Below are 24,846 nucleotides of genomic sequence, written 5' to 3' on the forward strand. Positions count from 1 at the left end.
ATCGTCAAAATTGACGTGTCGAAGGTGCAGGGGATGTGACCTGGATTGAAATTCCATCACGAAAAAATGGAATTGGCTGGAGCCGATTGCAGAATGGATCAGACTTAACTCTACTGCTCTGATGGAAGATGCGATGAAACCGGCGATTCTGGTGGTTGATGACGATACCGCAGTGTGCGAACTGCTACAGGACGTGCTTAACGAGCACGTCTTTACGGTGTTGGTTTGTCATAACGGCCAGGATGCCCTGAGCCTGGCGCAGCAGGAGCCAAACATTGCGCTGGTATTGCTGGATATGATGTTGCCGGATATCAACGGCTTGCAGGTGTTATTGCAGCTGCAGAAACTGCGCCCGGAGCTGCCCGTTATCATGCTGACGGGGCTGGGTAGTGAATCGGATGTGGTGGTTGGTCTGGAGATGGGCGCTGATGATTACATCGGTAAGCCGTTTAACCCGCGTGTGGTGGTGGCCCGCGTTAAAGCCGTACTGCGCCGCACCGGCGTGCTGGCAACAGAAGCTGCCGCTCCGCGCGCACCGGGGATCGCCTTTAATGGCTGGACGCTGGATACCACCCGCTGTGAACTGAGCGATCCGCAGCGCAATACCGTGTCGTTAACGCAGGGTGAGTACGGCCTGCTGCTGGCACTGACGCAAAACGCCCGCCGGGTACTGAGCCGCGAGCAGTTGCTTGAGCTTACCCACAGCGAAAGCGCCGAGGTGTTCGACCGCACTATCGACGTGTTGATAATGCGTCTGCGGCGTAAAATCGAGGCCAACCCGCATCAGCCAGCGCTGATTAAAACCATTCGCGGGCTGGGCTACGTCTTTGCCACTGATGTTTCTCACAACGAAAAAGCTGCTTAACGGTTCTCTTTGATAAACATCTGCAACTCAGCCAGGGTCTTCGCGCCATCAATGGCGTTGGCCGCCAGCAGGCTTGTCCGTGCGCAGGCGTGGGCCAGATAAATACTCTCTTCCAGCGGTAGTGATTCATGGCAGCCGTATAAAAAGCCCGCGCAAAACGCATCGCCGGCGCCCACGCTGCCAATGATCTCCTCTTGTTCCAGCATCCATGATGGGATCCAGCGACCCGCTGCACCCGGTGCTTCACCCCAGGCGCCTTCCGGGCAGTGGATCACCACGCGCTGCCTGACGCCCGCCGCCAGTAATTGCGCAGCCGCTTCGGCGATGTGGGCGATATCCGGGGCATCGTTGCTGTCGCGCATCTCCAGGCCGCTAAACTCCCCGGCTTCCAGTTCGTTAATCACCAGATAGTCGAGATGGCGCAGGGCAGGGAGCACCAGCGGCTGATAGCGCGGGTCGCCCTTACGGGAGACGAGATCGAGCGAGGTTTCATACCCCTGGTCGCGCATCTGGGCCAGCAGGCGTGCGCTGCGCGTGCCAAATTCATCGTCCGGCATATCCAGGCTGTCGAGCAGCAGTAAATACCCCAGGTGGAAGATTTTCATCGTGCCATCAAGCCGGTCGAAGGCGGGGAGATCCAACAGGCGGTTTGCCCCTGGCGAGTGAAAGAAGGTGCGCTGCCCGCTGGGGTCGGTCATCACCTGCGACATCGAGGTAGGGGCAAAGTTGGTGCGCTGTACGCGCTGGCGGTTGACGTGATACTGGTCGAGCATCGCCAGAATATAATCCCCGTCGCCATCTTCGCCAATCAACCCCACTGCCTGTAAAGGCAGGCCGACATGCATTTTCGCCAGCGTCAGTAAAACGTTCAGCGGCGCACCGCCGGTTGAGCGCTCGCTGTGGGTGATTTCCGCCAGCCAGCCGCGCTCCGGCCATTGCACTATCTGATGAACATGATCCACCAGCATATTACCTGCGGCGATGATCCCTTTGCGTTCCATTATGCCCGTCCCGCGCTGCCGAAGATGCGCATCTGTTCTGCCACCGTGTCGGTAATAGCCTCTTCTATGCCCAGCAGCAGCTCGGCAAATTCGTCATACAGCGGCTGACGGTGCGACATCCGGTGTTCCACCGACGCCAGTGCCGCCTGCGACATGCCGGTGTAGAAATTGATTTTGTGGATCCCCAGCTCAATGGCGCGGCGGAAATCGGCATCGCTAATACCAGAGCCGCCGTGTAATACCAGTGGCAGGCCGGTTTGCTGGCGAATGGCGTCCAGACGCGGGAAATCGAGTTTGGGTTCGCCTTTGTATTTGCCATGGGCATTGCCGATCGCCACCGCCAGCGCGTCGATGCCGGTCAGGTCGACAAATTCACGCGCCAGGTGCGGGTCGGTAAAGAAGGCTTCATCCGCATGGCCATACAGCGCACCGCCTTCATCGCCGCCCACGGCACCCAGCTCCGCTTCAACGGAAACCCCCACCGCATGACACATCTTCACTACTTCCCGGGTCTGGCGAATGTTTTCTTCATAGCTCAGGGTTGAGCCATCGAACATCACCGAGCTGAATCCTAAGCGCAGGGCACGCACAACGGCTTCAAAATGCAGTCCGTGGTCGAGGTTAAGTACCATGGGGATATCGTGCCGGGCGGCCTCGAATTTGACCGCTTCGACAAGCGAGTCCAGCGACACATATTTAAAATGCACTTCCGCGATGTTGATGATAAAAGGCGACCGCTCCTGCTTTGCTGCGGCAAACAACGCGCGCAGGAAGTGGGAGTCGAGAACGTTAAATGCACCCAGCGCATAATGGTGTTCCCTGGCGTGCTCAAGACCGTCGGCAAGAGAAATTAATGGCATCATTCACTCCTTAAATCCGAAACAGGTTGTATTCGTTGCACAGCACCAGCACCGCCGGTTCGTCTTCTTCGATATTGTTGTAGCGGGCAACAGGCTGTAAAAAGTGATTGTCGTGTTCATCGTCATTGACCGACGACACTTCGCCGACCAGCACATCACCAAAGCCGCGCTCACCCCAGAAGCTGTGGTACAGGCCGGGCGTCAGGCAGATACTTTCCCCCGGAGCCAGGCGCAACTGGCTGCCGGGCGCGTGGGTCTGAAGGCAGCCATCGATGGTCACGGTAACGTCGGTATTTTCCGTTTCTTCATGCGCCCCGGCGTTCCATAACTCAATAATCAGATTGCCGCCGCCGCGATTAATGATGTCCTCGCGTTTACGCCAGTGAAAATGCATGGGAGTAACCTGGCCGTCGCGCACGTGCATGATTTTTTCGGCATAGCATTTTTCATACGGCACGCCGTTGGGGGAGCCGTTGCGCAGCGTAAACAGCGTTAACCCCTGCGCGGCAAAGTTGTTACCGCCAAACGCGGTGACGTCCCAGCCGAGCTTGAGGTCGAACACTTCACGCCATGCGCCCTGGTCGAGCTGTTGCCATTGGGTTGGCGGGAAGCTGGCAAAGGGGGGCAGGTGAACATCGTGCATGGAAAAGAACTGCCGCGTATGGCCGAGGATTTCGTTGATTTCGGAGCGTTTCATGGGGACTCCTTGAAAGCAGTTCCCTCTCCCGGTGGGAGAGGGTTAGGGTGAGGGCATCAGGCCGCACAACCGTTACTTAACCGTCCATCCCTTATACGTACCGACGTTCTTTTTATCGATCATCGTCACCGGGATCAGCACAGGCTCTTTCGGCGCAGGTTTGCCCTGTAGAATGTCATAGCCGATTTCTACCGCTTTTGCCGCCATCACCTGTGGATCTTGTGCCGGGGTCGCCACAAACAGGGAGTTTTCCCGTTTCAGCGCCTCTTCACCATCCGGGCTGCCATCCACGCCGACGATAAAGAACTCACTGCGTTGCGCCTGTTTCGCTGCCAGATCGGCCCCGATCGCCGTTGGATCGTTAATCGCGAACACGCCGTCGATCTTCGGATTGGCGGCCAGCAGGGAAGTCATTACCTCCAGCCCGCCTTCACGACTGCCTTTGGCGTTCTGGTTGTCCGACAGCACTTTGATATCCGGGTGACGTTTAAACTCGGTCTGGCAGCCTTCCACACGGTTTTGTACCGCAGAAACCGGTGGTCCGTTGATGATCACCACATTGCCTTTGCCTTTGAGACGATCGGTAATGTACTTACAGGCCATTTCCCCCGCCTGAGTGTTATCGGAGGTGATCGTTGCATCAGCCCCTTCCGCCGCCACGTCAACCGCCACCACGACGATCCCGGCATCTTTCGCGCGTTTTACCGCCGGGCCGATCCCTTTAGAATCCGCCGCGTTGAGGATGATCATGTCGACTTTTGCGGCGATAAAGTTATCAATCTGCGCCACCTGCTGACCCAGATCGTAACCGCTGGAAACCAGCGTCACTTTAACGTTATCACCGGCCAGTTTGCGTGCTTCCAGCTCGGCACCTTTGGTGATCTGCACGAAGAACGGGTTAGCCAGGTCACCCACCGTCACGCCGATGGATTTCAGGTCTTTCGCCTGCGCAAATGGAGCTGCGGCAAGCAGTGCGCCAGCACAGAGCGCGGTCACTAAGGGCTTCAATCTCATGCTGTATTCCTCACTCGTAGGGTTTTGTTGTTATGCACTTTGATGGTGTCGGGTACGGTATTTGTCGATCAGCACCGCAATGATGATCACCGCCCCTTTGATCACCAGTTGCCAGAAATAGGAGACGCCCATCAGCGTCATGCCGTTGTTAAGTGTCGCGATGATCAATGCGCCCACCAGCGTGCCGGTGATCGTGCCGATCCCGCCGACAAAACTGGTGCCGCCGAGGATCACCGCGGCAATCGCGTCCAGCTCATAGCCCATGCCTAAGTTGCCGTTGGCGCTGTAAAGGCGCGACGCGCTCATCACCCCTCCTAAGCCCGAAAGCAGGCCGCTCATGCCATACACAAACAGCAGAACCAGCCATACCTTGATACCGGTTAAGCGTGCAGCCTGCATGTTGCCGCCCACCGCGTAGATATGAACGCCCAGCGTGGTCCGGCGCAGGATGAACCAGCAAATCGCGATAACGACCAGCGCGATCACCACCAGCCACGGCACGGGGCCGAGATAGTTATTGCCGATCCACTCAAAGTTGATGTTTGAGTTGATAACAGTTGTACCGTCTGCCAGCAAATAGGCCGCGCCGCGCAGGGCCGTGTAGGTGCCGAGGGTGACGATAAATGGCGGTAGCCCGGCAAAGGCCACCAGCGCACCGTTGAATAACCCCAGTACCATACCCAGCATCAGCGCCGCCGGAATCGAGAGCATGGCGAACTCAGGAATGAGTGACACCACCATGGCCGCCACCGCCGTGGTGCCCAGAATCGACCCCACGGAGAGGTCAATCCCGCCGGTTAAAATGATGAAGGTCATTCCCGCCGCCAGCACAATGTTGATAGACGCCTGACGGGTAATGTTGAGCAAGTTACTTTCGGTGAAGAAGTTAGGCGCGATAACGCCAAATACCGCCACAATCAGAATTAATATCGGCAAAATGCCGACCGTTTGCATCAGATCGCTCATCAGCATTTTTTTTGCGGAGGCGGATTTCGCCACCTGTTGCGGATTGGTTGAATTGGTCATGATTACACCGCCTGATGATGAGAGTCGTTCACGCCGGTAGCCAGCGTCATAATGTTTTCCTGGGTGATGTCGTGCCCGTGCAGCTCGCCCGCAATGCTGCCTTCGCGCATCACATAAACCCGGTCACTCATGCCCACCACTTCCGGCAGCTCGCTGGAGATCATTAAAATGGCCACCCCCTTGCGCGCCATCTGGTTCATGATGCGGTAGATTTCGCTTTTAGCGCCGACGTCCACGCCGCGCGTTGGCTCATCCAGAATCAGAATGCGCGGGCCAATCGCCACCCAGCGCGAAATCAGCAGCTTTTGCTGATTCCCGCCGGACAACCCACCCGCCCGCACCTGGGAGTGGGGAACGCGAATATTGAGCAGGGCAATGGCATCATCGGAGATGGACTGGGCCTTTTTCCGATTCAACATGCCGAAGGTGGCGTCGCGTTCAAGCGTCGCCATGGTGATGTTCTCCTGCGCCGCCAGCTCCAGGAACAGCCCTTGCTCCTTGCGGTTTTCGGTCAGAAAACCGATGCCGTTTTCGATGGCCGCACGTGGGGAGTGGATTACCACCGGCTCGCCGTCGACCTCAATCATGCCCCCCGTGGCTTTGCTTACGCCGAAGATCAGCTGCGCCAGTTCGGAACGTCCGGCCCCGACCAGCCCCGCCAGCCCGACGATTTCACCGGAACGCACCTGCAGGCTGCACGGCTGCACTTTTTTGCCGTCAGTCAGGTGGTGCACGTTAAGGCGCGGGCTGCCGAGCGGGATATCGCGCTCTTTGTTGAACAGGTCGCTTAACGGACGCCCGACCATCATCCTGACCAGCTCAGAGGCGTTGAGTTTGTCGCGGATCAGGCTGCCTACGTACTGCCCGTCACGCAGAACGCTGACGCGGTCGGAGAGTTCATACACTTCCGCCATGCGGTGGCTGATATAGATAATCGCCATCCCTTCATCACGCAGGCGCAAAATCAGCTCAAACAGGCGATGGGTTTCCCGTGAAGAGAGGGCGGCGGTGGGTTCATCCATCACCAGAATGCGGCTTTTACGGTGCAGCGCGCGGGCGATCTCCACCTGCTGCTGTTCGGCGATGGTGAGTCTCATCACCAGGTCAGTCGCTTTGAAGTGCGCACCCAGGCGGTCAATAACGGCCTGAGCCTGGGCGGCCATCTCTTTACGCTGCACCAGCCCGCCGCGCGACAGCTCGCTGCCAAGGAAGATGTTTTCGGCAACGGTCAGGTTGGGAGCGAGCTGCATCTCCTGATAAATCAGGGTGATGCCTGCGGCCAGCGCATCTTTTGGGCCTTTGATATGGAACGGCTGGCCGTCGATCAGGATCTCGCCGCTGCTGGCGGTATAGGCCCCGGCGAGGATCTTCATCAGCGTGCTTTTACCCGCGCCGTTTTCACCCATTAGCGCGTGGATCTCACCGGGGAAAACCGTCAAATCCACACCCTTGAGCGCGTGGAAATTGCCAAACGTCTTGGCAATGTTGCGCATCTCTAATACCGGGGTTCTGCTCATGGCGGATCTCCTGCAAATGTCGATATCCGCACTTCATCACAGGTTCGTAAATGCAAAATGTCAGAAGCTGTTCATATTTGTCATAGTTATGAATAGCTAATCGCCGTCACATTTTTCTTTTCCCTCTCCCCGTGGGAGAGGGCCAGGGTGAGGGCATCAGACCGCAAAGGAGCCTAAGCAGATGCCATCACGCCGTCCCCCGTTCTTCGCCAGTGCCCGCGGACGCCTGCTGATTTTTAATCTGCTGGTGGTGGCGGTGACGTTAATGGTCAGCGGCGTGGCGGTGCTTGGTTTTCGTCATGCCAGCCAGATCCAGGAGCAGGTGCAACAGCAAACGCTGGATGACATGACCGGCAGCATGAACCTGGCGCGCGATACGGCGAATGTGGCCACGGCGGCGGTGCGACTCTCTCAGGTGGTGGGGGCGCTGGAATACAAAGGTGAAGCCGACAGGCTGAAGCAAACGCAAATGGCACTGCGTCATTCGCTGGAGCAACTTGCCGATGCGCCACTGGCTCAGCAGGAGCCGGCGCTGGTGGCGCGAATTATTCGCCGGAGCAATGAATTACAGCAGAGCGTGACGGGGATGCTGGAGCGCGGGCAGCGCCGACATCTGGAGCGTAACGCGCTGCTCAGCTCGCTCTATCAGAGCCAAAGCTACCTGCGCCATTTGCAGGACATTAGCCGCCGCTTTGGCAGCAATGTGCCGGATGCGCAGCAGCTTATGGAGATGGACCGGCTCATCATCGCCGCCATCGAAACACCTTCGCCACGCGCCACGGTTCAACAGCTGGATGCGGTAACGGCAACCTTACCCCGCAGCGCCGCACAGCCGGTGGTGAACATGGTCCTGCCCGACTTTGTCAACGAACTGCGCAAGCTCGGCCCGTTGTCTAACCAGCTGGAAGAGAGCGATTTGTCTATCAGCTGGTATATGTTTCACATCAAGGCGCTGGTGGCTATTTTAAACAGCGACATCAATCAGTACGTTGAACAGGTCGCACAAGCCTCCACCCTGCGTACCGCCCAGAGCCATCAGGAGTTGCGCTCCATCAGCGTTTTTATCAGCGTGTTTGCCCTGCTGGCGCTGATTATCACCGGCTGCGCCTGCTGGTACATCTACCGCAACCTCGGGACTAACCTGACGGCTATTTCCAGAGCGATGTCGCGCCTTGCTCACGGTGAACAGGATGTTTCGGTGCCCGCGCTGCAGCGGCGCGATGAGCTGGGTGAGCTGGCGCGCGCGTTTAACGTTTTTGCCCGTAACACTGCGTCGCTTGAGCACACCACCCGGTTGCTGAAACAAAAAACCTCGCAGATGGAGATAGACCGCATAGAGCGTCAGGGGCTGGAGGAGGCGCTGCTGCATAGCCAGAAGATGAAGGCCGTCGGGCAGCTGACGGGCGGGCTGGCGCATGATTTTAACAACCTGCTGGCGGTGATTATCGGCAGCCTGGAATTAACCGACTCCGCCTCGCCGGATGCGCCGCGGATCAACCGGGCGCTCAAGGCGGCCGAGCGCGGAGCATTGCTGACCCAGCGTTTGCTGGCGTTTTCCCGCAAACAGTCCCTGAATCCACACGCGGTCGAGATGAAACCGCTGCTGGAAAACCTCGGCGAGCTGATGTGTCACTCGCTGCCCGCTACCATCACGCTGGATATCGAAGCGCAGTCCCCGGCCTGGCCGGCGTGGATTGACGTCAGCCAGCTGGAAAACGCCATTATCAACCTGGTAATGAACGCCCGTGATGCCATGGAAGGGCAAAGCGGGGTGATTAAGGTTCGCACCTGGAACCAGCGCGTCACCCGCAGTGACGGACGCAGGCAGGACATGGTGGCGCTGGAGGTTATTGATCATGGCAGCGGGATGTCGCAGGAGGTGAAATCCCAGGTCTTCGAGCCGTTTTTCACCACCAAGCAGACCGGCAGCGGTAGCGGACTGGGGCTGTCGATGGTTTACGGATTTGTGCGCCAGTCCGGGGGGCGCGTGGAGATAGAAAGCGCGCCGGGGCAGGGAACCACGGTGCGGCTACAGCTGCCGCGCTCAACGCTTGCGCCCGTTCCCCGGGATGAGACGCTGGCTGCGGCCACCGCATCAGACAGCGATCGGCTGGTGCTGGTGCTGGAGGATGAGAGCGATGTTCGCCAGACCCTGTGCGAGCAGCTTCACCAGCTGGGTTACCTGACGCTGGAAGCGGAAAGCGGCGAGCAGGCGCTGGACATGCTGAATGCCTCGTCGGATATTGGCATGTTTATCAGTGATTTAATGTTGCCAGGCGGCTTAAGCGGCGCAGAAGTGATTAACCTGGTGCGAACCCAGTTCCCGCAGCTACCGGTGTTGCTGATGAGCGGCCAGGATCTCCGTCCGGCGCATAACCCGCAGCTGCCGGACGTGGCGTTATTACGCAAACCTTTTACCCGTGTACAGCTGGCGCAGGCGTTACGTAAGGTGACAACATAAACTGGCTGCGTGCGAGAGCGGCGGCGCCCTGCGCCCCGTTAAATGCCGACGACGAGGCGGTAATAAACCGCACGGCTTCATAAGGCAGAGGACGGCGCAGATGACGTTTAATACCGCTTATCAACGCTTCGCGCGGAAAATCGGCCATATCCATCACTCCACCGCCGAGGATCACCGCGTCCGGGTCGAACAGGTTCACGCTGGTGGCAATAGCGCGTGCCGCATGGTCGAGCAGCTGCTGAACAAAGGGTTCATCGCGAGCGGCGGTGAAGATATCGCCAATGGCGTACTCACGCGGCTCTTGCTCATACCACTGTTTCAGGGCAATACCCGAACAGACGGTTTCCAGACACCCGGCGTTACCGCAGCCGCACTGGCGAGACATATCACCCTGCGGAATATGGCCGAGTTCACCTGCCACGCCGTGCGCACCCGTCCAGGGGGCGCCATTAAGCCACACGGCAAACCCCATTCCCGTCCCGAGATAAGCCGCCAGAACCTGTTGCTGCTGTAAGTTGTGCTGCACCACGTCATACGAGAGTTGCAGGTTAACGTCGCGGGAAAACTCCACCGGACAGCCCAAGGCCGCCTCCAGTTTTCCGGCCAGGTCGAGTAGCGCATTGGCCTGAAGCGGCAGATTCGGCGTTGAGATAATGGTGCGTTTGTCTTTGCCAACCAGCGCCGGAAAACCCATCACCAGGCCCCGGCAGCAAACCTGATAGTGCCGAAGCTGCGTATGAATCAACTCCGCCACGCCATTCACCACGCCGGGGCGAATGACATCGGCTGTGCGCTGTTTTTCACAGTGCAGCACGGTGCCATCGCCTGCCAGCAGGCAAAAACGGATATGGGTTGCCCCCATATCGACTCCGGCTACAACATCAGGCTGTTTTTGCATGAGGAACGACCTCGTTTCGTGCCGACAGGATCTGCCCGGCCATCAGTTGCCATGCATCGCCGATATTCTCAGCGTGGTTAAACAGACCCGAGGTGCCGACGATAAACACATCTGCGCCTGCGGCCATCAGTTTGTGATAGGTGCCCTGGTTACAGGAGCCGTCGATCTCAATTTCGTAGCTCAGCCCTTCGCGCTCGCGCCAGGCCTTCAGCTCGGCGATTTTGTCCAGCATTTCCGGGATAAATGGTTGTCCGGCAAAGCCGGGATCAACGGTCATCACGGTAATTTTGTCCGCCTTATGAATATAGTATTTCATCGCCTCGACCGGGGTTTCCGGGTTGAGGATCAGGCCCACTTTCATGCCGTGACGGCGGATTTCGTCAATCAGACGAAACGCCTGGCCGTTAATCGTTTCCGGGTGCAGGGTGATGAAATCGGCTCCGGCCTGTGCCAGCTGGCTGATGTAATCCTGCGGGCGGGTCACCATCAGGTGACAATCCAGCGGTTTGGTGGCGAGCTTCTTCACCTGGCTGACAAAAAACGGGGACAGCGTCAGGTTCGGCACAAAATGGCCATCCATGATGTCGATATGGAAGTAGTCCGCGTGCTGGTCAATGAATTCGATCTGTTCTTTGAATTTCAGCAGATCCATACACATCAGGGAGGGTGAAATTTTCATAGTGAATTCCTTACTTACTGATCAGTCTATCGAGGGCGACAGCGGCGATAATCAACCCGCCCATCACCACCAGCTGGTAATAGGTTTGTACTTGTAAGATGTTGAGTCCGTTATTGATGGTGCCGATGATAAGACCGCCAATCACGACCGAGAAAATGCGACCCTTGCCACCGAAGAAGCTGGTGCCGCCGATAATGGCGCTGGCGATGGCATAGGTTTCAAACCCCATCCCGGCCAGCGGTTCTGCAGCGCCCAGACGTGCGGTAGAGACAACGCCCGCAAGCCCTGCACACACACCGGAGATAATGAACACCACCAGAATGTGAAACTTCACATCGATACCGGAATAAAACGCTGAATTCTTATTGCCGCCCAGAGCGTAGATGTTGCGCCCGAGCCGCATTCGGGTGGTGAGGAACCACAGGATCACCGCCACAATCAGCGAGAAGATAACCGGCACCGGGATACCTAACACGCTGGCGGCAAAGAAGTTCACGAAGTCGAACGAGAAGCCGTACACCGAGTTAGCATCGGAAATCACCAGCGTAATGCCACGGAAAATGGCGTTAGTGCCGAGGGTGATAATGAACGGATGCAGTCCGGTCCAGTTCACCAGACAGCCGTTAATCGCCCCCAGCGCACCGCCGACCAGCACGCCGCCAATCAGTGCCGCGAGGAACGGATCGACGCCAGCCAGCATCAGTTTGGCGGTCACCATGCCGGACAGCGCCAGAATGGCCCCCACGGACAGGTCGATACCCGCGACCAGGATGGCAAAGAACTCGCCCATCCCAATCAGCACCGTCACCGAACTCTGGACAAAAATCTGGGTGATGTTGTTGGTGGTCAGGAAATATTCCGTCGACAGCGTGCCAAAGATGGCCACGATAATCGCGAGGATGAAAAAGGTGCCGTATTTGTCCCAGAACAACGCGAAGTTAAACGGCTTTTTCTCGGCCATATCGCTTTTCACTCTTGTGGTAATGCCCATGCCATGATCTCCTCTTCGCTGATGTTGTCGCGATTGGTCAGGATTTGCGTGAGTCGCCCTTCGCAGAACACGGCGATGCGGTCGCAGACGGCGATAATTTCAGGTAATTCAGATGACACCATCAGGATGACCTTGCCTTCGTCGGCCAGCCCGCGCATCACCTTGTAGATTTCGGCTTTTGCGCCGACGTCGATGCCGCGGGTGGGTTCGTCAAAAATAATGACGTCCGGGTTGCAGCACAGCCATTTGGAAATCAGCACCTTCTGCTGGTTACCGCCGGAGAGCTCGGTAATGTTCTGTTCAACGTTATGGCATTTCAGCGCCAGCAGCTGCCGCTGTGTTTCGGCGGTTTTACGCTCCTCGCTTTCGCGAAACAGACCCATTGCCCCTTTGTAGCCACCGCTCTTCAGGCTGTGGCTGATGGCCATGTTCTGGGCGATAGAGAAGTTGGGGAAAAAACCGTTATCCCGGCGGCTTTCGGTGATGTAAGCCATCCCTTTTTTCAGTGCGTCCAGCGGCGAGCGTGGGGAAATGGTTTTGCCGTTAAGGCGGATCTCACCGCTTGCACGTTTATCCACACCGAACAGGCAGTTCATCAGCTCGGTACGCCCGGAGCCGACCAGCCCGGCGAAGCCGAGGATTTCGCCACGATTTACGCTGAACGAAATATCGCGCACCTTTTTCTTGTCGCGGCTGGTGACGTTTTTCACCTCAAAGACCGTGTCGCGCTCGACGTTGCCGGTGCTCTCTTTCATGGCGTTAAAGCGGTTTTGCAGCTCGCGGCCCACCATCAGGCGCACGATGTCGTCGTTGGAAACATCGCTCACCATGCCACTGCACACGCTGCTGCCGTCTTTCATTACCGTATAGCGGTCGCAAATGCGGCGTATTTCCGCCAGCTTATGTGAGATATACACAATCGCCGTGCCTTCTTTGCGTAGCTGATTCATGATCAGGAACAGGTAATCAACCTCTTTATTGGTTAACGAAGAGGTTGGCTCATCCATAATGATCACTTTGGCGTCGAGCATTAAGGTTTTGGCAATTTCCAGCATCTGTTTGTGGCTGATGGATAAATTCGCCACTTTTTCATCTAAATCCACTTTTAGCCCGATGCGTAATAACATCATCGCGCCACGAACACGCATTTCTTTCCAGTCGATAAGAGTGACACCACAGACTTTCTTCGTCAGATGGCGACCGATATATAAATTCTCCAGCACGGTTAATTCATCAATAACGCTGAGTTCCTGATAAATAATGCCGATACCCAGCTGTGCCGCCAGTTTATGATCGAGTTTGTCGTAATGGGTTTCATTAATGGTAATAGTGCCTTTGGTCGGTTCATGTATTCCCGACAATACTTTCATTAAGGTTGATTTACCGGCACCATTTTCCCCTAATAACGCGTGGATCTCGTGGGGATATATAGTTAAATCAACCGATTTTAATGCGTGAACCGGACCAAAGGATTTGCCGATCCCCGCCATGGATATATATGGCGTGACCATGTTTACTTCCTTCTCTTTTCACCCTCTCCCCGTGGGAGAGGGTTGGGGTGAGGGCATCAAGCCGCACCAAACCTAACCTGTGGGAGAGGGTTGGGGTGAGGGCTTTATTATTTCGTCACCAGAATCGAATCCACCAGCTTGAATTCAGGCGCTTTTTCCAGGGGGATTACCTTGCCGGTCTTCGCGGCATCGACCATCAGCTTCAGGCCGGTTGCCCCAATATCCGCCGGGTTTTGCGCCACGGTGGCGGTCATCTGTCCGGCATCCACCATTTTGCGGGCTTCCGGGATACCGTCGGTGCCAACGACCAGCACCTGGCCTGTTTTACCGGCATTCGCCACGGCCTGTGCCACGCCCATGGCCATGGTATCGTTTGCGCAGTAGAACGCTTTCAGATTCGGGTTACGTTGCAGAACGTTTGTCGCGACATCCAGGGCTTTAATGCGATCCCAGTCGGCAGGCTGGCTAGCAACCAGCTTGATTTGGCTTGCTTTTTTGAAGGCTTCCGTCGCGCCGTTGCGGCGTGCTTCACCTGATGCGTTACCGGCTTTCCCTTCAATAATAGCGACTTCTCCGCCCTGCGCACCGAGCTTATCGATAATAAAACCGGCGCCTTTTGCACCTACGGCCACGTTATCTGTGGTGACGAAACCTTCGACGTTACCACCGGCTTTTTTCAGGTTATCCATATCGATTTTTTCATCGAGGTTCACCAGATAAATGCCCTTTTGCCAGGCGCGCGCCACGGGCATCACCAGATTCACGGACGAGAGAGGGGCAAAGGCAATGCCTTTATAATTTTTATTACTCAGGTCTTCAAAAAGCTGCAACTGAGACTGGAAATCACCTTCAGAAGGAGATGCAAAAATATCGACGCTGACGCCAAGGGTTTTGGCTTCATCTTCAATCCCTTTCTTCATATCCACCCAGAATGGGTTGGAGAGCGTTTTTAACACCACCGCGTAATCGGCGGCAGCAAACGCGCTGGTGGATAACATTAAGCCCATAGCGGCGCCGCTGAAATATTTCAGATATTTATTCATAGCAGTGTTCTCAATGTAGGGTATATTTTTGTTAATCCCGTTTAAAAACGGGATTAACATTTTTATTTACTTCAGCGCGCCCGGGGAAAAGAAATCCACAATTGCGCCAGTTTTTTGCATGTTCAGTGTGGCCTGTTCAATATTCTGTTGTGCTACGGAAACAAATAATGCATCTAATAATGTGAGTTGTAATATACGCGCGGAGGCGTTTCGCCCTAATAAAGGCGTCTCTGGTGCTGGCGAACAAATAATATAATCGGCAAGTTTCGCAATCGGTGAATGGTAGCTATGGGTGATACAAATAATTTTTGCCCCATTCTTTTTCGCTAACTCGACTGCGGCTTTCACATCGCTGGTACGCCCGGAATGGGAGACAACCAGTACCACATCACCTTCTTTCAGCAGCGATGCGGACATCATCATGATGTGCGCGTCCTGATAAGACTGGCAGCGCACGCCGATGCGTAAAAACTTGTGCTGGATGTCGGCACAAATGGCGTTGGAGCCGCCGACTCCGTACAGATCGCGCTGGTTTGCCTGAGCAAAGAAACGCGCTGCGCGGTGAATTTCATCCACGTTAACAATCGACTGGCCTTCCATAATGGTGCGCAGCGTAATGTTAAACACTTTATTGACCACATCCTGTGGCGCTTCATCGAAAGCGAGCTCGGCAGGCAGCACCTGTTCGGATTGCGAAAAGTAGTCGATCAGCGCCGCGCGCAGGTTACGAAAACCGCTAAAGCCCAGCAGCTTTGCCACTTTCACAATCATGGCTTCAGATACCATCAGCGTTTCGGCCACATCTTTGATAGCTGATGCACCGCTCATATTGCCTGGCTGAAGCAGCCAGTCGACGATACGGCTTTCGTTATCCGTCATTCCTTCCTGCTTCATACGCAGGTAAGGCGCAAGGCCGATGCCATTGGGTAGCTCTTTTTCAAATTCTGACTGGCTCATCGCTCTCTTTTGTCCTTAAAAATGAAGACGACACTATATCACCACATCCGCGCGGGGAAATATGCTGGTTACTTCACAATAATTATAAATTCATAAAGTTTTATTGTTTGTGAAGTTTTGGTGTAAGGCTGTTTTATTAATGCAATTAAAATCAAATGGTTGTGTGATATTGCTTTGAATCTCTTTACACAAAAGAGGGCGTGGGGCTTCAGATTCGCTATTGAAATGTGAAAATCAGGGGTGTAGAACACGGACAGAACTCGATGGTTTTGGGGTTTTCTTGCACTACAAACCGGTCTAAATCACAAAACTCATCGAGTTCGTAAAGTTAACCCACTGCGAGGCATATCATGAGAAGGATTGCATTTGGCTGCGATCACGTTGGTTTTATCCTGAAAGAGGAGATCCTGGCCCACCTGAGCGCCCGTGGCGTAGAGGTGGTGGACAAGGGTGCCTGGTCACAAGAGCGTACCGATTACCCACATTATGCCAGCGCCGTTGCGCAGGCCATTATCAATGGCGAGGTTGAAAGCGGTATTTTGATCTGCGGCACCGGCGTTGGGATCTCTATCACCGCCAACAAATTTCCCGGCATTCGTGCGGTAGTCTGTAGCGAGCCCTATTCCGCACAGCTTTCCCGCCAGCATAACAATACCAACGTGCTGGCCTTTGGCTCGCGGGTGGTTGGGCTGGAGCTGGCAAAAATGATTGTCGATGCCTGGCTTGATGCGGAGTTCGAAGGCGGGCGACATCAGACCCGGGTAGAGGCGATCGCGGCGATTGAACGCGAGAAGAATTGAGATTCCTCTGCTACCTCCTGCTCCTGCGGTTCAATACAGTAAAGTCAGCCCCCCTGCGAGACTGGCTTTATGAAACGTTACTCTACCGCTCTGTTATTGGGTTTGCTGTCCCTGACCAGCCAACTGGCTCACGCCGATATCGTTGATGATGCCATTGGCAATATTCAGAAGGCGATTAATGACGCCTATAACCCCAGCAGCAGTAGCAGCGATCGCAGCAGTGATGACGACGATCGTTATGACACCAGTCGTTCCACGGACAGCCGTCAGTATGACGACCGCCGCAGGCAGCTTGAGGACCGGCGTCGCCGTCTGGATGAACGTCAGCGTCAGCTTGATGACGACAGGCGTCGTCTGGAAGATGACGAGCGCAGGCTGGAAGAGGATTACGATCGCGGATAAGTGCGGCCTGTTGCCCTCTCCCACGGGAGAGGGAGAAGCCTAATCCAGCACCAAGACCATTCCGTCATACCCTGCCTCTATCCCCTCCGGCAGCGGGTTATCCATCATCCACACGTCAAACTGGTGGCTGATATGCGTCAGTATCACCTGCGGACAACCAATCACCTCGTTCAGGGCTATCACCGTGTTTAAATCACTGTGGTTACGTGGCGTCTCTTCACGCGGCGCGTGGCTACAGTCGATGATGATGACCTGCGGCTGGTTGTTGAGCAGAAACTTCACCGTTTTATCCGGCAAGCCAGCGGTATCCGACAGCCACGCCACGCGGCTGTGTGCGCTCTCCAGCAGATAACCGAAGGTCAGTTTTGAGTGATTGAGCGGCAGCGGCGTAACCCGTAATCCCTGAAGCTCAAACACCACGAACGGCGCAACGGTATGGCTAAAATCGAGCAGCCCCGGGTGTTTGAAAAGATCGTCGCAGCCTTCGTCATCCGGCGGGCCATACACCGGAATGGTGGCTCCCACACCCCAGCGCAGCGGGAACAAGCCCTGGACATGATCCATATGATAGTGAGTGAGTAAAAACTGCTGGAAGCTGCCTGCCGGCCAGTCGTCCATCAGATGCGGGATCCCCGCGTCCAGCAGCGTTACCGCGTCATTGAATTTGACCACCGCGCTACAGGGGCGGCGGCGGTGGTCATCCTGCAAACGCGCCCGCCGACAGGCCGCGCAGTCACAACCAAACACCGGCACCAGCTGTGCCCCACCTGTACCCGTCAGCGTGATCGTCAGACTCATAACGCACCTCTACAGCGGTTTAGTGAACCGGAAATGGCTCTGGGTATACCCTTCACGAACGTAAAAGCGGTGTGCATTGGTGCGCTTCACGCTGGTGGACAGCTCGGTTAACTCGGCACCCGCCTGGCGAGCGTAATCTTCCGCCCACGCCAGCAGCTGACTGCCTATCCCCAGGCTTCGTGCCTGCGGCATCACTACCAGCTCCTGGATCTCACCAATCCATCTGGCGTGGTGCAGATGAAACTGCATATGCAGCCCAATCATGCCGATAATCGTTCCGTCGAGCACCGCCAGCTGATAGTGCATATTGCGGTCCTGAAGATTGGCGAGAAACCCCGCGTGAAACGCCTGATGGTCGAACTCGCTTTGCTTTAGCTCGCAAATCAGGCCGTAAACGGCGGAAGCATCATCAGGCGTGGCAGGGCGAAGCTGGCAGTCAGGCATGTTGTTTTTCCTTTTGACGGATAAGTGAGAGGAAATTATCCACTGACTGTAACAAACTTCCGTCGTTGTTGAGGATATGACATTGCGACGGGGTATACCGCGCCGCCCGCTCCAGCCGCAGGTCTATCTCCCGCGCGTTTTCACGCCCACGGCTTTGCAGCCGGCTTCGCAGAACATCTGGCGATACCTGGAGGCACACCGGAAGCAGCGCGGATTCGTATCTGGCGCGGGCCTGGGTCAGATGGGCGCGCGAACCGTTCACCAGCACGTCAAACCCCGCGTGGAGCCACAAATCTATCTCCACGCCAACGCCGTAGTAAAAGCCGTTCGCGTGCCAGCTCAGCGCCAGTAAATTCTGCCCGGCGCGGGTAAAAAACTCCTGCTCGCTCAGCGAAATATGATTCTCACTTCCGGCGTTCGCCGCGCGGGTAATATAACGATGCGCGACCAGCAGCTGTGAATGCTCCCGCTGGCGTAACGCCGACAGCAGGCTGTCTTTACCGGAGCCCGAAGGCCCCATTAACCAGATTAGTCTTCCCATCTAGAACACCCGTTTTCCCTGACGCCATACATGGTCGATATGGATGTGCTCGCCCTTACGATGGGCCAGCACCAGATCCGCCCGTTTACCTTCACCAATCACACCGCGATCCTGAAGATGCAGCGCGTCGGCCGGGTTCTTCGTCACCAGACGGATCGCCTGCGGCAGGGTGAAGGTGTTGCTTTCGTCATCCGCCACCCGGAATGCCGCATCCAGCAGGCTGGCGGGGTAGTAATCGGAAGAGAGGATATCCAGCAGCCCGAGCGAGGCCAGTTTGCTGGCAGCCACGTTGCCTGAGTGGGAGCCGCCGCGCACGATGTTTGGCGCGCCCATCAGCACGTTCATGCCGTGCCTGCGCGAGGCCTCTGCGGCATCGAATGTGGTCGGGAATTCGGCGATCACGCAGCCTCGCTGATGCGACTCAGCCACATGCTCATGCGTGGCATCATCGTGGCTGGCCAGCGCAATATTACGGTCACGGCACATGGCCGCAATGGAAAGACGGTTAGGCTGCGACCAGCGGGCAGCCAGTGCGAGCTGTTCTTCCTCGTAGCGCGCCATCTCGTCATGAGTGAGGGAGTATTTTCCCTGATAGTACTCGCGATATTTTTCGATATTGGCAAACTGGCGCTGCCCCGGCGAGTGATCCATCAACGACACCAGGGTGACGGGCTCACGCCCAACCAGCTTCTCAAACAGCGGCAGCGTAGTGTGATGCGGCAGTTCGCAGCGCAGATGCAGACGATGCTCGGCACGGTTGAGTCCGCGCTTTTGCGTCTCTTCCACGGCGTTGATCATCTTTTCCAGATTCTCAAGGCGATCGCCACCGTCGCGTACGTCACCAATGGCTACCGCGTCCAGCACGGTCGTGATCCCGCTGGCGACCATCAGCGCATCGTGGCTGCTCATCGCCGAATGGGCGGGCCAGTCAACCTTTGGCCGTGGGGTAAAGAATTTATCCAGATTATCGGTATGCAGTTCGATAAGCCCCGGCAGCAGCCAGCCGCCTTCGCCGTCCATCGCTTCAGGCGCGCGGCTCTGGGTTTCAGCAAACGCGCGGATCACCCCGTCCTGGATCTCAATCGAACCGCCAACCACTTCATTTTCCAGCACCAGTTTTACGTTATTAACGATCATGCGTTGGTCCCCACCGGGTGCAGTCTGTCTGCCACGCGCGAACGCACAGTTTCGTCGTGGAAGATCCCCACGATCGCCGCGCCGCGTGTTTTGGCCTGTTCGATCAGCTCAACCACGGCTGCGCTGTTTTTGCTGTCCAGCGAGGCGGTAGGTTCATCGAGCAGTAAAATCGGGTAATCGACGATAAACCCGCGCGCAATGTTTACGCGCTGTTGTTCACCGCCGGAAAACGTGGAGGGGGCGAGATGCCACAGGCGCTCCGGCACGTTGAGGCGCGTCAGCAGGCCCGCCGCTTTGGCGGCGCAGGTTTCACGCGGCACGCCCAAATCCAGCAGCGGCTGCATCACCACGTCCAGCGCGGAGATCCTGGGGATCACCCTTAGAAACTGGCTCACCCAGCCGATCGTTGATCGGCGGACTTCCAGCACTTTGCGTGCCGGGGCCTGCACCAGATCCACCCACTCATCATTGTGGCGGATGCGAATGTGGCCTTCGTCTGGCAGATAGTTGGCATACAGCGAGCGCAGCAGGGTGGATTTACCGCTGCCGGAATGGCCATGCAGCACCACGCATTCGCCCTTGCTGACCTCAAGCGAGGCATTTTGCAGCACCGGCAGGCGCACGCCGTTTTGCTGGTGGAGCACAAAGGTTTTACTGACATTTTCAACGTGAATCATTTTGGCCTCGTGGCGTTTTCTTGCCGGGTGGCGGCTTCGCCTTACCCGGCCTACAGGTGCGGTGTTCGTAGGCCGGGTAAGCGCAGTGCCACCCGGCAACAGCAACATCAGTTCTGCAAAACAGACGACACCAGCAGCTGCGTGTACGGATGGTGCGGATCGTCCAGCACGCGGTCGGTTAAACCACTTTCCACCACCTGGCCCTGTTTCATCACCAGCAGGCGGTCGGCCAGCAGGCGCGCAACACCCAGATCGTGGGTGACAATCACCACGGCAAGGTTCAGCTCTACCACCAGGCCGCGCAGCAGGTCGAGCAGGCGAGCCTGTACAGAGACGTCGAGCCCACCGGTCGGCTCATCCATAAACACCAGCTTCGGATGGGTGACCAGGTTGCGGGCGATTTGCAGACGTTGCTGCATCCCGCCGGAAAATGTTGTCGGCAGGTCGTCGATACGCGAGGCCGGGATTTCAACTTCTTCCAGCCAGTGCTGCGCAGTGGCGCGGATATTGCCGTAGTGTCGCGCGCCGGTTGCCATCAGCCGCTCGCCGATGTTTCCGCCCGCCGATACCTGGCGACGCAGGCCGTCCATCGGGTGTTGATGCACCACGCCCCATTCGGTGCGCAGCAGGCGGCGGCGTTCGGCTTCGCTCATTCCGTACAGGGATTGGCCTTCGTATAAGATGTCGCCATTCTGCGGCGTCAGGCGCGCAGAGATGGATTTCAGCAAGGTGGTTTTGCCCGAGCCGGACTCGCCGACAATCCCGAGCACCTCCCCCGGCCATAGCTCAAAAGAGACATCGCTGAAGCCTTTGCCAGGCGCATAAAGGTGGGTCAGATTGTTGACCGAAAGCAGCGGTTTCATTGGCCTTTCGCCTCGCTCTGTTGGCGGCAGAAATCGGTGTCGGAACAGACAAACATCCGTTTGCCGGTGTCATCCAGCACCACTTCATCCAGATAGCTGTGTTTTGACCCGCAGATGGCGCACGGCTCATCCCACTCCTGCACCGTAAACGGGTGATCGTCGAAATCGAGGCTTTCCACCCGGGTATAAGGCGGCACGGCGTAGATGCGCTTCTCGCGCCCCGCGCCGAACAGCTGGAGTGCGGGCATCATGTCCATTTTGGGGTTATCGAATTTCGGGATTGGTGACGGGTCCATCACGTAGCGACCGTTGACCTTCACCGGGTAGGCGTAAGTGGTGGCGATATGACCGAAGCGGGCGATATCTTCATACAGCTTCACCTGCATGATGCCGTACTCTTCCAGGGCGTGCATGGTGCGGGTTTCGGTTTCGCGCGGCTCGATAAAGCGCAGCGGCTCCGGAACAGGGACCTGGAAAATCAGGATCTGATCTTCAGCGAGCGGTGTTTCGGGAATGCGGTGGCGGGTCTGAATAAGCGTTGCGTCTTCCGTGCGCTCGGTGGTGTTTACCCCCGTTACGCGCTTAAAGAAGTTACGAATCGACACGGCGTTAGTGGTATCGTCCGCGCCCTGGTCGATGACTTTCAGCACGTCGGCTTCACCAATCACGCTGGCCGTGATCTGAATACCGCCGGTACCCCAGCCATAGGGCATTGGCATCTCGCGGCCGCCAAACGGCACCTGATACCCCGGGATCGCCACGGCTTTTAAAATGGCGCGGCGGATCATGCGTTTGGTTTGCTCATCAAGATACGCGAAGTTGTAGCCATTTAAGTTAGCCATGCGATCGCTCCCGTTGCAGGCGTTTCAGCAGGTCCAGTTCGGCCTGGAAATCAACGTAGTGCGGCAGCTTGAGGTGTGAGACAAAACCTGCGGCTTCCACGTTATCGGCATGAGCCAGCACGAACTCTTCGTCCTGAGCCGGGCCGGCGATATGTTCACCGTAGTCGGGTGCCTGCAACGCGCGGTCGACCAGCGCCATCGCCATCGCCTTGCGCTCGCTCATGCCATACACCAGGCCATAGCCGCGCGTAAAGTGGGGCTCGTCGTCTTCTGGCGCCACAAAACCGTTGACCATTTCACACTCGGTCATCAGCAGCTCGCCGACGTTCACCGCAAAACCCAGCTCTTCCGGCACAATTTCCACATCGATATAGCCGCTGCGAATTTCCGCGGCAAACGGGTGGTTACGTCCGTAACCGCGCTGCGTAGAGTAGGCGAGCGCCAGCAGATAACCTTCGTCGCCGCGCATCAGCTGTTGCAGGCGCGATGAGCGTGAGCAGGGGTAAACCGGGGGCGTGCGGGTGATGTCGTCTGGCGTGCTGCCGGTGTCTTCTTCAGCTTTTGCCAGCCTCTGATGTGCCAGCAGGCTAAATACGTGCGGAGAGGCCTCCTGCTGCGGCTCGGCTGTGTTCAGCGAGGGGGCTTCACCGTTTGCCAGCAGCGTGAAATCCAGCAGGCGGTGCGTGTAATCGTAGGTCGGGCCAAGCAGCTGGCCGCCGGGGATATCTTTGTACACCGCAGAGATACGGCGCTCTAAGCGCATGTCGGCTGAATTAATCGGCTCGCTTACCGCCAGTCTGGCAAGGGTGGTGCGGTAGGCGCGCAGCAGGAAGATGGCTTCGATGTTATCACCGCTGGCCTGCTTGAGCGCCAGTGCGGCCAGCTCGCGGTCTGCAATACCGCCTTCGGTCATCACCCGGTCCACGGCCAGATTCAGCTGTTGTTCTATCTGGGCAACGCTCAGCTCAGGAAGCTGCTCATCACCCCGTCGTCTGTGCTCCTGCAACGCATGGGCGGCGGCTATCGCCTTTTCGCCCCCTTTAACGGCGACGTACATCAGCACACCTCCACATGGGTGGTTCGCGGTATCGCCAGCAGGCGTTCACCGCAGGTCAGGATCAGGTCGATACCCAGCGGGAACGGGTGTGGGCGTTCCGTCAGCTCATGGATGATGCACTCCGGCAGCTGAGGCGCGACCATGCGCTCGTCGGCGATCCCCGCCCCGGTCAGGCGTAACATGCGCCCGCCGCTCAGGCTGGATACCTGCAAAATCAGTGTGGCGCTGGTTTCCGGTGCTACGGCGCTGCCTTCGCTCAGGGCGTTGAGCTGCTCGTGGCTTATCTGCTCATCCGCCACCGCAAATACCGCCTGATGCGGCTGCTCTACCAGCGTGGCATTGGTGTGAAAACGCAGGTTCTGGCAGGCGATGTCGTTCGACATCCGGCCAGAAAGCCACACCGGGGTGTCGTTATCGGCAAGGGTCAGTAGCACGCTGGTGGTGGCCAGGTTTAGCGGCAGCCAGCCCTGTGAAAGCTGATGCAGCGACACGATAACGCCCGGCTCGCTCATGGCTTTCAGCAGGCGACGAAAACTGTGTTGGGCATCCTGGACGGCCAGGGTAAAAGCGGGTTGAAGCGTCATGCGTTGTCTCCGCGAACGAGCGTAAAGAAGTCGACCCGGCTGGTATTCACTTCGGCCTGACGCGCGGCAAGGCGTGCGGCGCGGTCAGCTTCCAGCGGGGCAATGAGGGTTTCCATTAATGACTGGAAATGAGGTTGTTCCTGTAACAGGGCGTCGATAATCGCGCAGCGTTCGGCGTGCGCTTTATCGCGCCCGAGCACGTAGCTGTAACCCAGCGTGCCGCTGCTCAGGCGAATGACGGCGCGGGTGAGCGTGGCGTCTCCGGCAAAAAAGCGCTCGCCGGTGCCACCCATACGCGCCTGGATCTGCACCAGGCCAATCTCCGGCGCGCGGATGGCTTCGTAATCTGGCGTCAGGCTGAGCGCTTTCATGCGGCCGCACAGCGCGGCAGGCTGGCTATGAGCGAGCACGCGCATCCAGCGCTGGCGGGTGGAGGTATCAAAGTGCATTCAATGCTCCATTGTGAATTCAATCATGTCGGCGCGGGTCAGGCTGACGGAGTATTCCGTTGCGTTGATCTCACCGTCACGGTGGTTAAGGGTGCGCACGCAGAGCAGCGGGGCCATGTTGGGGATCTCCAGCACGTTGCTCTCTTTGGCCTGTGCGCGGCGGGCGCTGATACGCGTCTGGGTGCGCTTAAGCGCAATACCGGTGGCATCGCGCAGGAAGTCATGCAGCGAGCCACTGGAAAAGTGTTGCAGTACCGGCCAGAGGCTCAGGTCGGCGAAGTAGTGGTCTATCTGGCAGACCGCCACGCCGTTGACCCGACGCAGCGTGCGCAGGTGCACTACGTTGTCGCCTTCCTGAATGCCCAGCGCGTCCGCCACGTGGCTGGAGGCCGGGCGCAGCACCGACAGCAGTTTTTCGCTGGTGGGGTGACTGCCCTGATCGAGCAGATTCTGGCTAAAGCGGGCCTGGGCGTTGAGCGGGTAGTCGAACGGGCGCATCAGCACCAGCACGCCCACCCCCTGACGGCGCTGTACCCAGCCGCGCTCGACCAGCTGATCGATGGCGCGGCGCAAGGTATGACGATTCACTTCATAACGGTCGGCAAGCTGTTGTTCGGCAGGCAGGTAATCCCCGCAGCGGTAGTGCGCGCGCAGTTCCACTTCGAGCTTTGCCGCAATCTCTTGCCAGCGGGTAGGGTAACTGGTCGGATGTCTGGATAAGTGCATAGAAAT

27 protein-coding genes are annotated in these 24,846 nt (G+C 57.3%); 4 read left to right on the forward strand and 23 right to left on the reverse strand.

Annotated elements, in window-relative coordinates; genetic code table 11:
* The first annotated feature begins 133 nt into the window (after positions 1–133).
* On the forward strand, positions 134–865 hold the full coding sequence (locus N1249_RS01490) for a response regulator (RefSeq protein ID WP_014068544.1): 732 nt from the start codon (positions 134–136) through the stop codon (positions 863–865).
* Here the strand turns inward: N1249_RS01490 and N1249_RS01495 are convergent.
* The 6 genes from N1249_RS01495 to N1249_RS01520 all read right to left on the reverse strand — a co-directional run bounded on the left by N1249_RS01495 (position 862) and on the right by N1249_RS01520 (position 6,980).
* Positions 862–1,869, reverse strand: a complete 1,008-nt coding sequence (locus tag N1249_RS01495) for a carbohydrate kinase family protein (protein ID WP_259837939.1) — start codon at positions 1,867–1,869, stop codon at positions 862–864. The two genes, N1249_RS01490 and N1249_RS01495, sit on opposite strands and share 4 nt — an antisense overlap.
* Complete coding sequence (locus N1249_RS01500) at positions 1,866–2,726, reverse strand: ketose 1,6-bisphosphate aldolase (protein WP_259837948.1); 861 nt, start codon at positions 2,724–2,726, stop codon at positions 1,866–1,868. The genes N1249_RS01495 and N1249_RS01500 overlap by 4 nt, the downstream gene beginning before the upstream one ends.
* Before the next feature lie 10 nt (positions 2,727–2,736).
* On the reverse strand, positions 2,737–3,423 hold the full coding sequence (locus N1249_RS01505) for a D-lyxose/D-mannose family sugar isomerase (RefSeq protein ID WP_259833976.1): 687 nt from the start codon (positions 3,421–3,423) through the stop codon (positions 2,737–2,739).
* A gap of 72 nt (positions 3,424–3,495) precedes the next feature.
* Entirely contained in the window at positions 3,496–4,437 is a 942-nt protein-coding gene (locus N1249_RS01510; RefSeq protein WP_166718280.1) for an ABC transporter substrate-binding protein, read from the reverse strand.
* A gap of 30 nt (positions 4,438–4,467) precedes the next feature.
* The gene (locus N1249_RS01515; protein ID WP_259833978.1) at positions 4,468–5,463 is read right to left on the reverse strand and encodes an ABC transporter permease subunit; all 996 of its coding nucleotides are present in this window, start codon (positions 5,461–5,463) and stop codon (positions 4,468–4,470) included.
* Between the two features lie 2 nt (positions 5,464–5,465).
* Positions 5,466–6,980, reverse strand: coding sequence for a sugar ABC transporter ATP-binding protein (locus tag N1249_RS01520; RefSeq protein WP_259833979.1), 1,515 nt, complete (start codon positions 6,978–6,980; stop codon positions 5,466–5,468).
* 181 nt (positions 6,981–7,161) lie between these two features.
* Between N1249_RS01520 and N1249_RS01525 the strand changes: the two genes are divergently transcribed.
* Positions 7,162–9,441: an ATP-binding protein gene (locus tag N1249_RS01525; RefSeq protein WP_259833982.1), complete on the forward strand. Its 2,280-nt coding sequence runs from the start codon at positions 7,162–7,164 to the stop codon at positions 9,439–9,441.
* Here the strand turns inward: N1249_RS01525 and alsK are convergent.
* From alsK to alsR, 6 genes are all read right to left on the reverse strand, one after another.
* On the reverse strand, positions 9,395–10,339 hold the full coding sequence (alsK, locus tag N1249_RS01530; RefSeq protein WP_259833984.1) for an allose kinase: 945 nt from the start codon (positions 10,337–10,339) through the stop codon (positions 9,395–9,397). The genes N1249_RS01525 and alsK overlap by 47 nt on opposite strands.
* Positions 10,323–11,018, reverse strand: coding sequence for a D-allulose 6-phosphate 3-epimerase (alsE, locus tag N1249_RS01535; protein WP_166718285.1), 696 nt, complete (start codon positions 11,016–11,018; stop codon positions 10,323–10,325). The genes alsK and alsE overlap by 17 nt, the downstream gene beginning before the upstream one ends.
* A 10-nt stretch (positions 11,019–11,028) precedes the next feature.
* Positions 11,029–12,009 carry a D-allose ABC transporter permease gene (gene alsC / locus N1249_RS01540; RefSeq protein WP_014068554.1) on the reverse strand — a complete coding sequence of 327 codons (981 nt, stop codon included), beginning with the start codon at positions 12,007–12,009 and terminating at the stop codon, positions 11,029–11,031.
* The gene (alsA, locus tag N1249_RS01545) at positions 11,988–13,520 is read right to left on the reverse strand and encodes a D-allose ABC transporter ATP-binding protein AlsA (RefSeq protein WP_259833987.1); all 1,533 of its coding nucleotides are present in this window, start codon (positions 13,518–13,520) and stop codon (positions 11,988–11,990) included. Before alsA ends, alsC begins: the two co-directional genes overlap by 22 nt.
* Before the next feature lie 107 nt (positions 13,521–13,627).
* The gene (alsB, locus tag N1249_RS01550) at positions 13,628–14,563 is read right to left on the reverse strand and encodes a D-allose transporter substrate-binding protein (protein WP_014068556.1); all 936 of its coding nucleotides are present in this window, start codon (positions 14,561–14,563) and stop codon (positions 13,628–13,630) included.
* A gap of 66 nt (positions 14,564–14,629) precedes the next feature.
* Positions 14,630–15,520 carry a D-allose utilization transcriptional regulator AlsR gene (alsR, locus tag N1249_RS01555; protein WP_259833989.1) on the reverse strand — a complete coding sequence of 297 codons (891 nt, stop codon included), beginning with the start codon at positions 15,518–15,520 and terminating at the stop codon, positions 14,630–14,632.
* Positions 15,521–15,870: 350 nt separating this feature from the next.
* On the opposite strand from alsR, the gene rpiB reads away from it, so the two are divergent.
* Positions 15,871–16,320 (forward strand): bifunctional allose-6-phosphate isomerase/ribose-5-phosphate isomerase RpiB, encoded by a 450-nt coding sequence (rpiB, locus tag N1249_RS01560; RefSeq protein WP_259833992.1) that lies wholly within the window; start codon positions 15,871–15,873, stop codon positions 16,318–16,320.
* Between the two features lie 69 nt (positions 16,321–16,389).
* A complete protein-coding gene (gene yjdP, locus N1249_RS01565) occupies positions 16,390–16,722 on the forward strand; it encodes a DDRRRQL repeat protein YjdP (protein WP_182063326.1) in 333 nt (110 codons plus the stop codon).
* A gap of 39 nt (positions 16,723–16,761) precedes the next feature.
* Here yjdP and phnP read toward each other — a convergent pair whose 3' ends face one another.
* The 11 genes from phnP to phnF all read right to left on the reverse strand — a co-directional run bounded on the left by phnP (position 16,762) and on the right by phnF (position 24,840).
* The gene (phnP, locus tag N1249_RS01570) at positions 16,762–17,520 is read right to left on the reverse strand and encodes a phosphonate metabolism protein PhnP (RefSeq protein WP_259833995.1); all 759 of its coding nucleotides are present in this window, start codon (positions 17,518–17,520) and stop codon (positions 16,762–16,764) included.
* A 9-nt stretch (positions 17,521–17,529) separates the two neighbouring features.
* Positions 17,530–17,964 (reverse strand): aminoalkylphosphonate N-acetyltransferase, encoded by a 435-nt coding sequence (phnO, locus tag N1249_RS01575; RefSeq protein WP_259833997.1) that lies wholly within the window; start codon positions 17,962–17,964, stop codon positions 17,530–17,532.
* Positions 17,957–18,505: a ribose 1,5-bisphosphokinase gene (phnN, locus tag N1249_RS01580; RefSeq protein ID WP_259833998.1), complete on the reverse strand. Its 549-nt coding sequence runs from the start codon at positions 18,503–18,505 to the stop codon at positions 17,957–17,959. Before phnN ends, phnO begins: the two co-directional genes overlap by 8 nt.
* Complete coding sequence (gene phnM, locus N1249_RS01585; protein ID WP_259833999.1) at positions 18,506–19,642, reverse strand: alpha-D-ribose 1-methylphosphonate 5-triphosphate diphosphatase; 1,137 nt, start codon at positions 19,640–19,642, stop codon at positions 18,506–18,508. It lies immediately after the preceding gene.
* Positions 19,639–20,319, reverse strand: a complete 681-nt coding sequence (gene phnL / locus N1249_RS01590; RefSeq protein WP_259834000.1) for a phosphonate C-P lyase system protein PhnL — start codon at positions 20,317–20,319, stop codon at positions 19,639–19,641. The genes phnM and phnL overlap by 4 nt, the downstream gene beginning before the upstream one ends.
* A gap of 107 nt (positions 20,320–20,426) precedes the next feature.
* On the reverse strand, positions 20,427–21,182 hold the full coding sequence (phnK, locus tag N1249_RS01595; protein ID WP_014068565.1) for a phosphonate C-P lyase system protein PhnK: 756 nt from the start codon (positions 21,180–21,182) through the stop codon (positions 20,427–20,429).
* Positions 21,179–22,024, reverse strand: a complete 846-nt coding sequence (gene phnJ, locus N1249_RS01600) for an alpha-D-ribose 1-methylphosphonate 5-phosphate C-P-lyase PhnJ (RefSeq protein ID WP_259834001.1) — start codon at positions 22,022–22,024, stop codon at positions 21,179–21,181. Before phnJ ends, phnK begins: the two co-directional genes overlap by 4 nt.
* Entirely contained in the window at positions 22,017–23,081 is a 1,065-nt protein-coding gene (locus tag N1249_RS01605) for a carbon-phosphorus lyase complex subunit PhnI (RefSeq protein WP_259834003.1), read from the reverse strand. Before N1249_RS01605 ends, phnJ begins: the two co-directional genes overlap by 8 nt.
* Positions 23,081–23,665, reverse strand: a complete 585-nt coding sequence (gene phnH, locus N1249_RS01610) for a phosphonate C-P lyase system protein PhnH (RefSeq protein ID WP_134708629.1) — start codon at positions 23,663–23,665, stop codon at positions 23,081–23,083. Before phnH ends, N1249_RS01605 begins: the two co-directional genes overlap by 1 nt.
* Positions 23,662–24,114 (reverse strand): phosphonate C-P lyase system protein PhnG, encoded by a 453-nt coding sequence (gene phnG, locus N1249_RS01615; RefSeq protein WP_259834006.1) that lies wholly within the window; start codon positions 24,112–24,114, stop codon positions 23,662–23,664. Before phnG ends, phnH begins: the two co-directional genes overlap by 4 nt.
* Positions 24,115–24,840, reverse strand: a complete 726-nt coding sequence (phnF, locus tag N1249_RS01620) for a phosphonate metabolism transcriptional regulator PhnF (protein ID WP_259834007.1) — start codon at positions 24,838–24,840, stop codon at positions 24,115–24,117.
* Between the last annotated feature and the right edge of the window lie 6 nt (positions 24,841–24,846).

Origin of the sequence: Enterobacter sp. CP102 (assembly GCF_025152625.1) — a bacterium.
In the GTDB taxonomy this organism is placed as follows: domain Bacteria; phylum Pseudomonadota; class Gammaproteobacteria; order Enterobacterales; family Enterobacteriaceae; genus Enterobacter; species Enterobacter soli.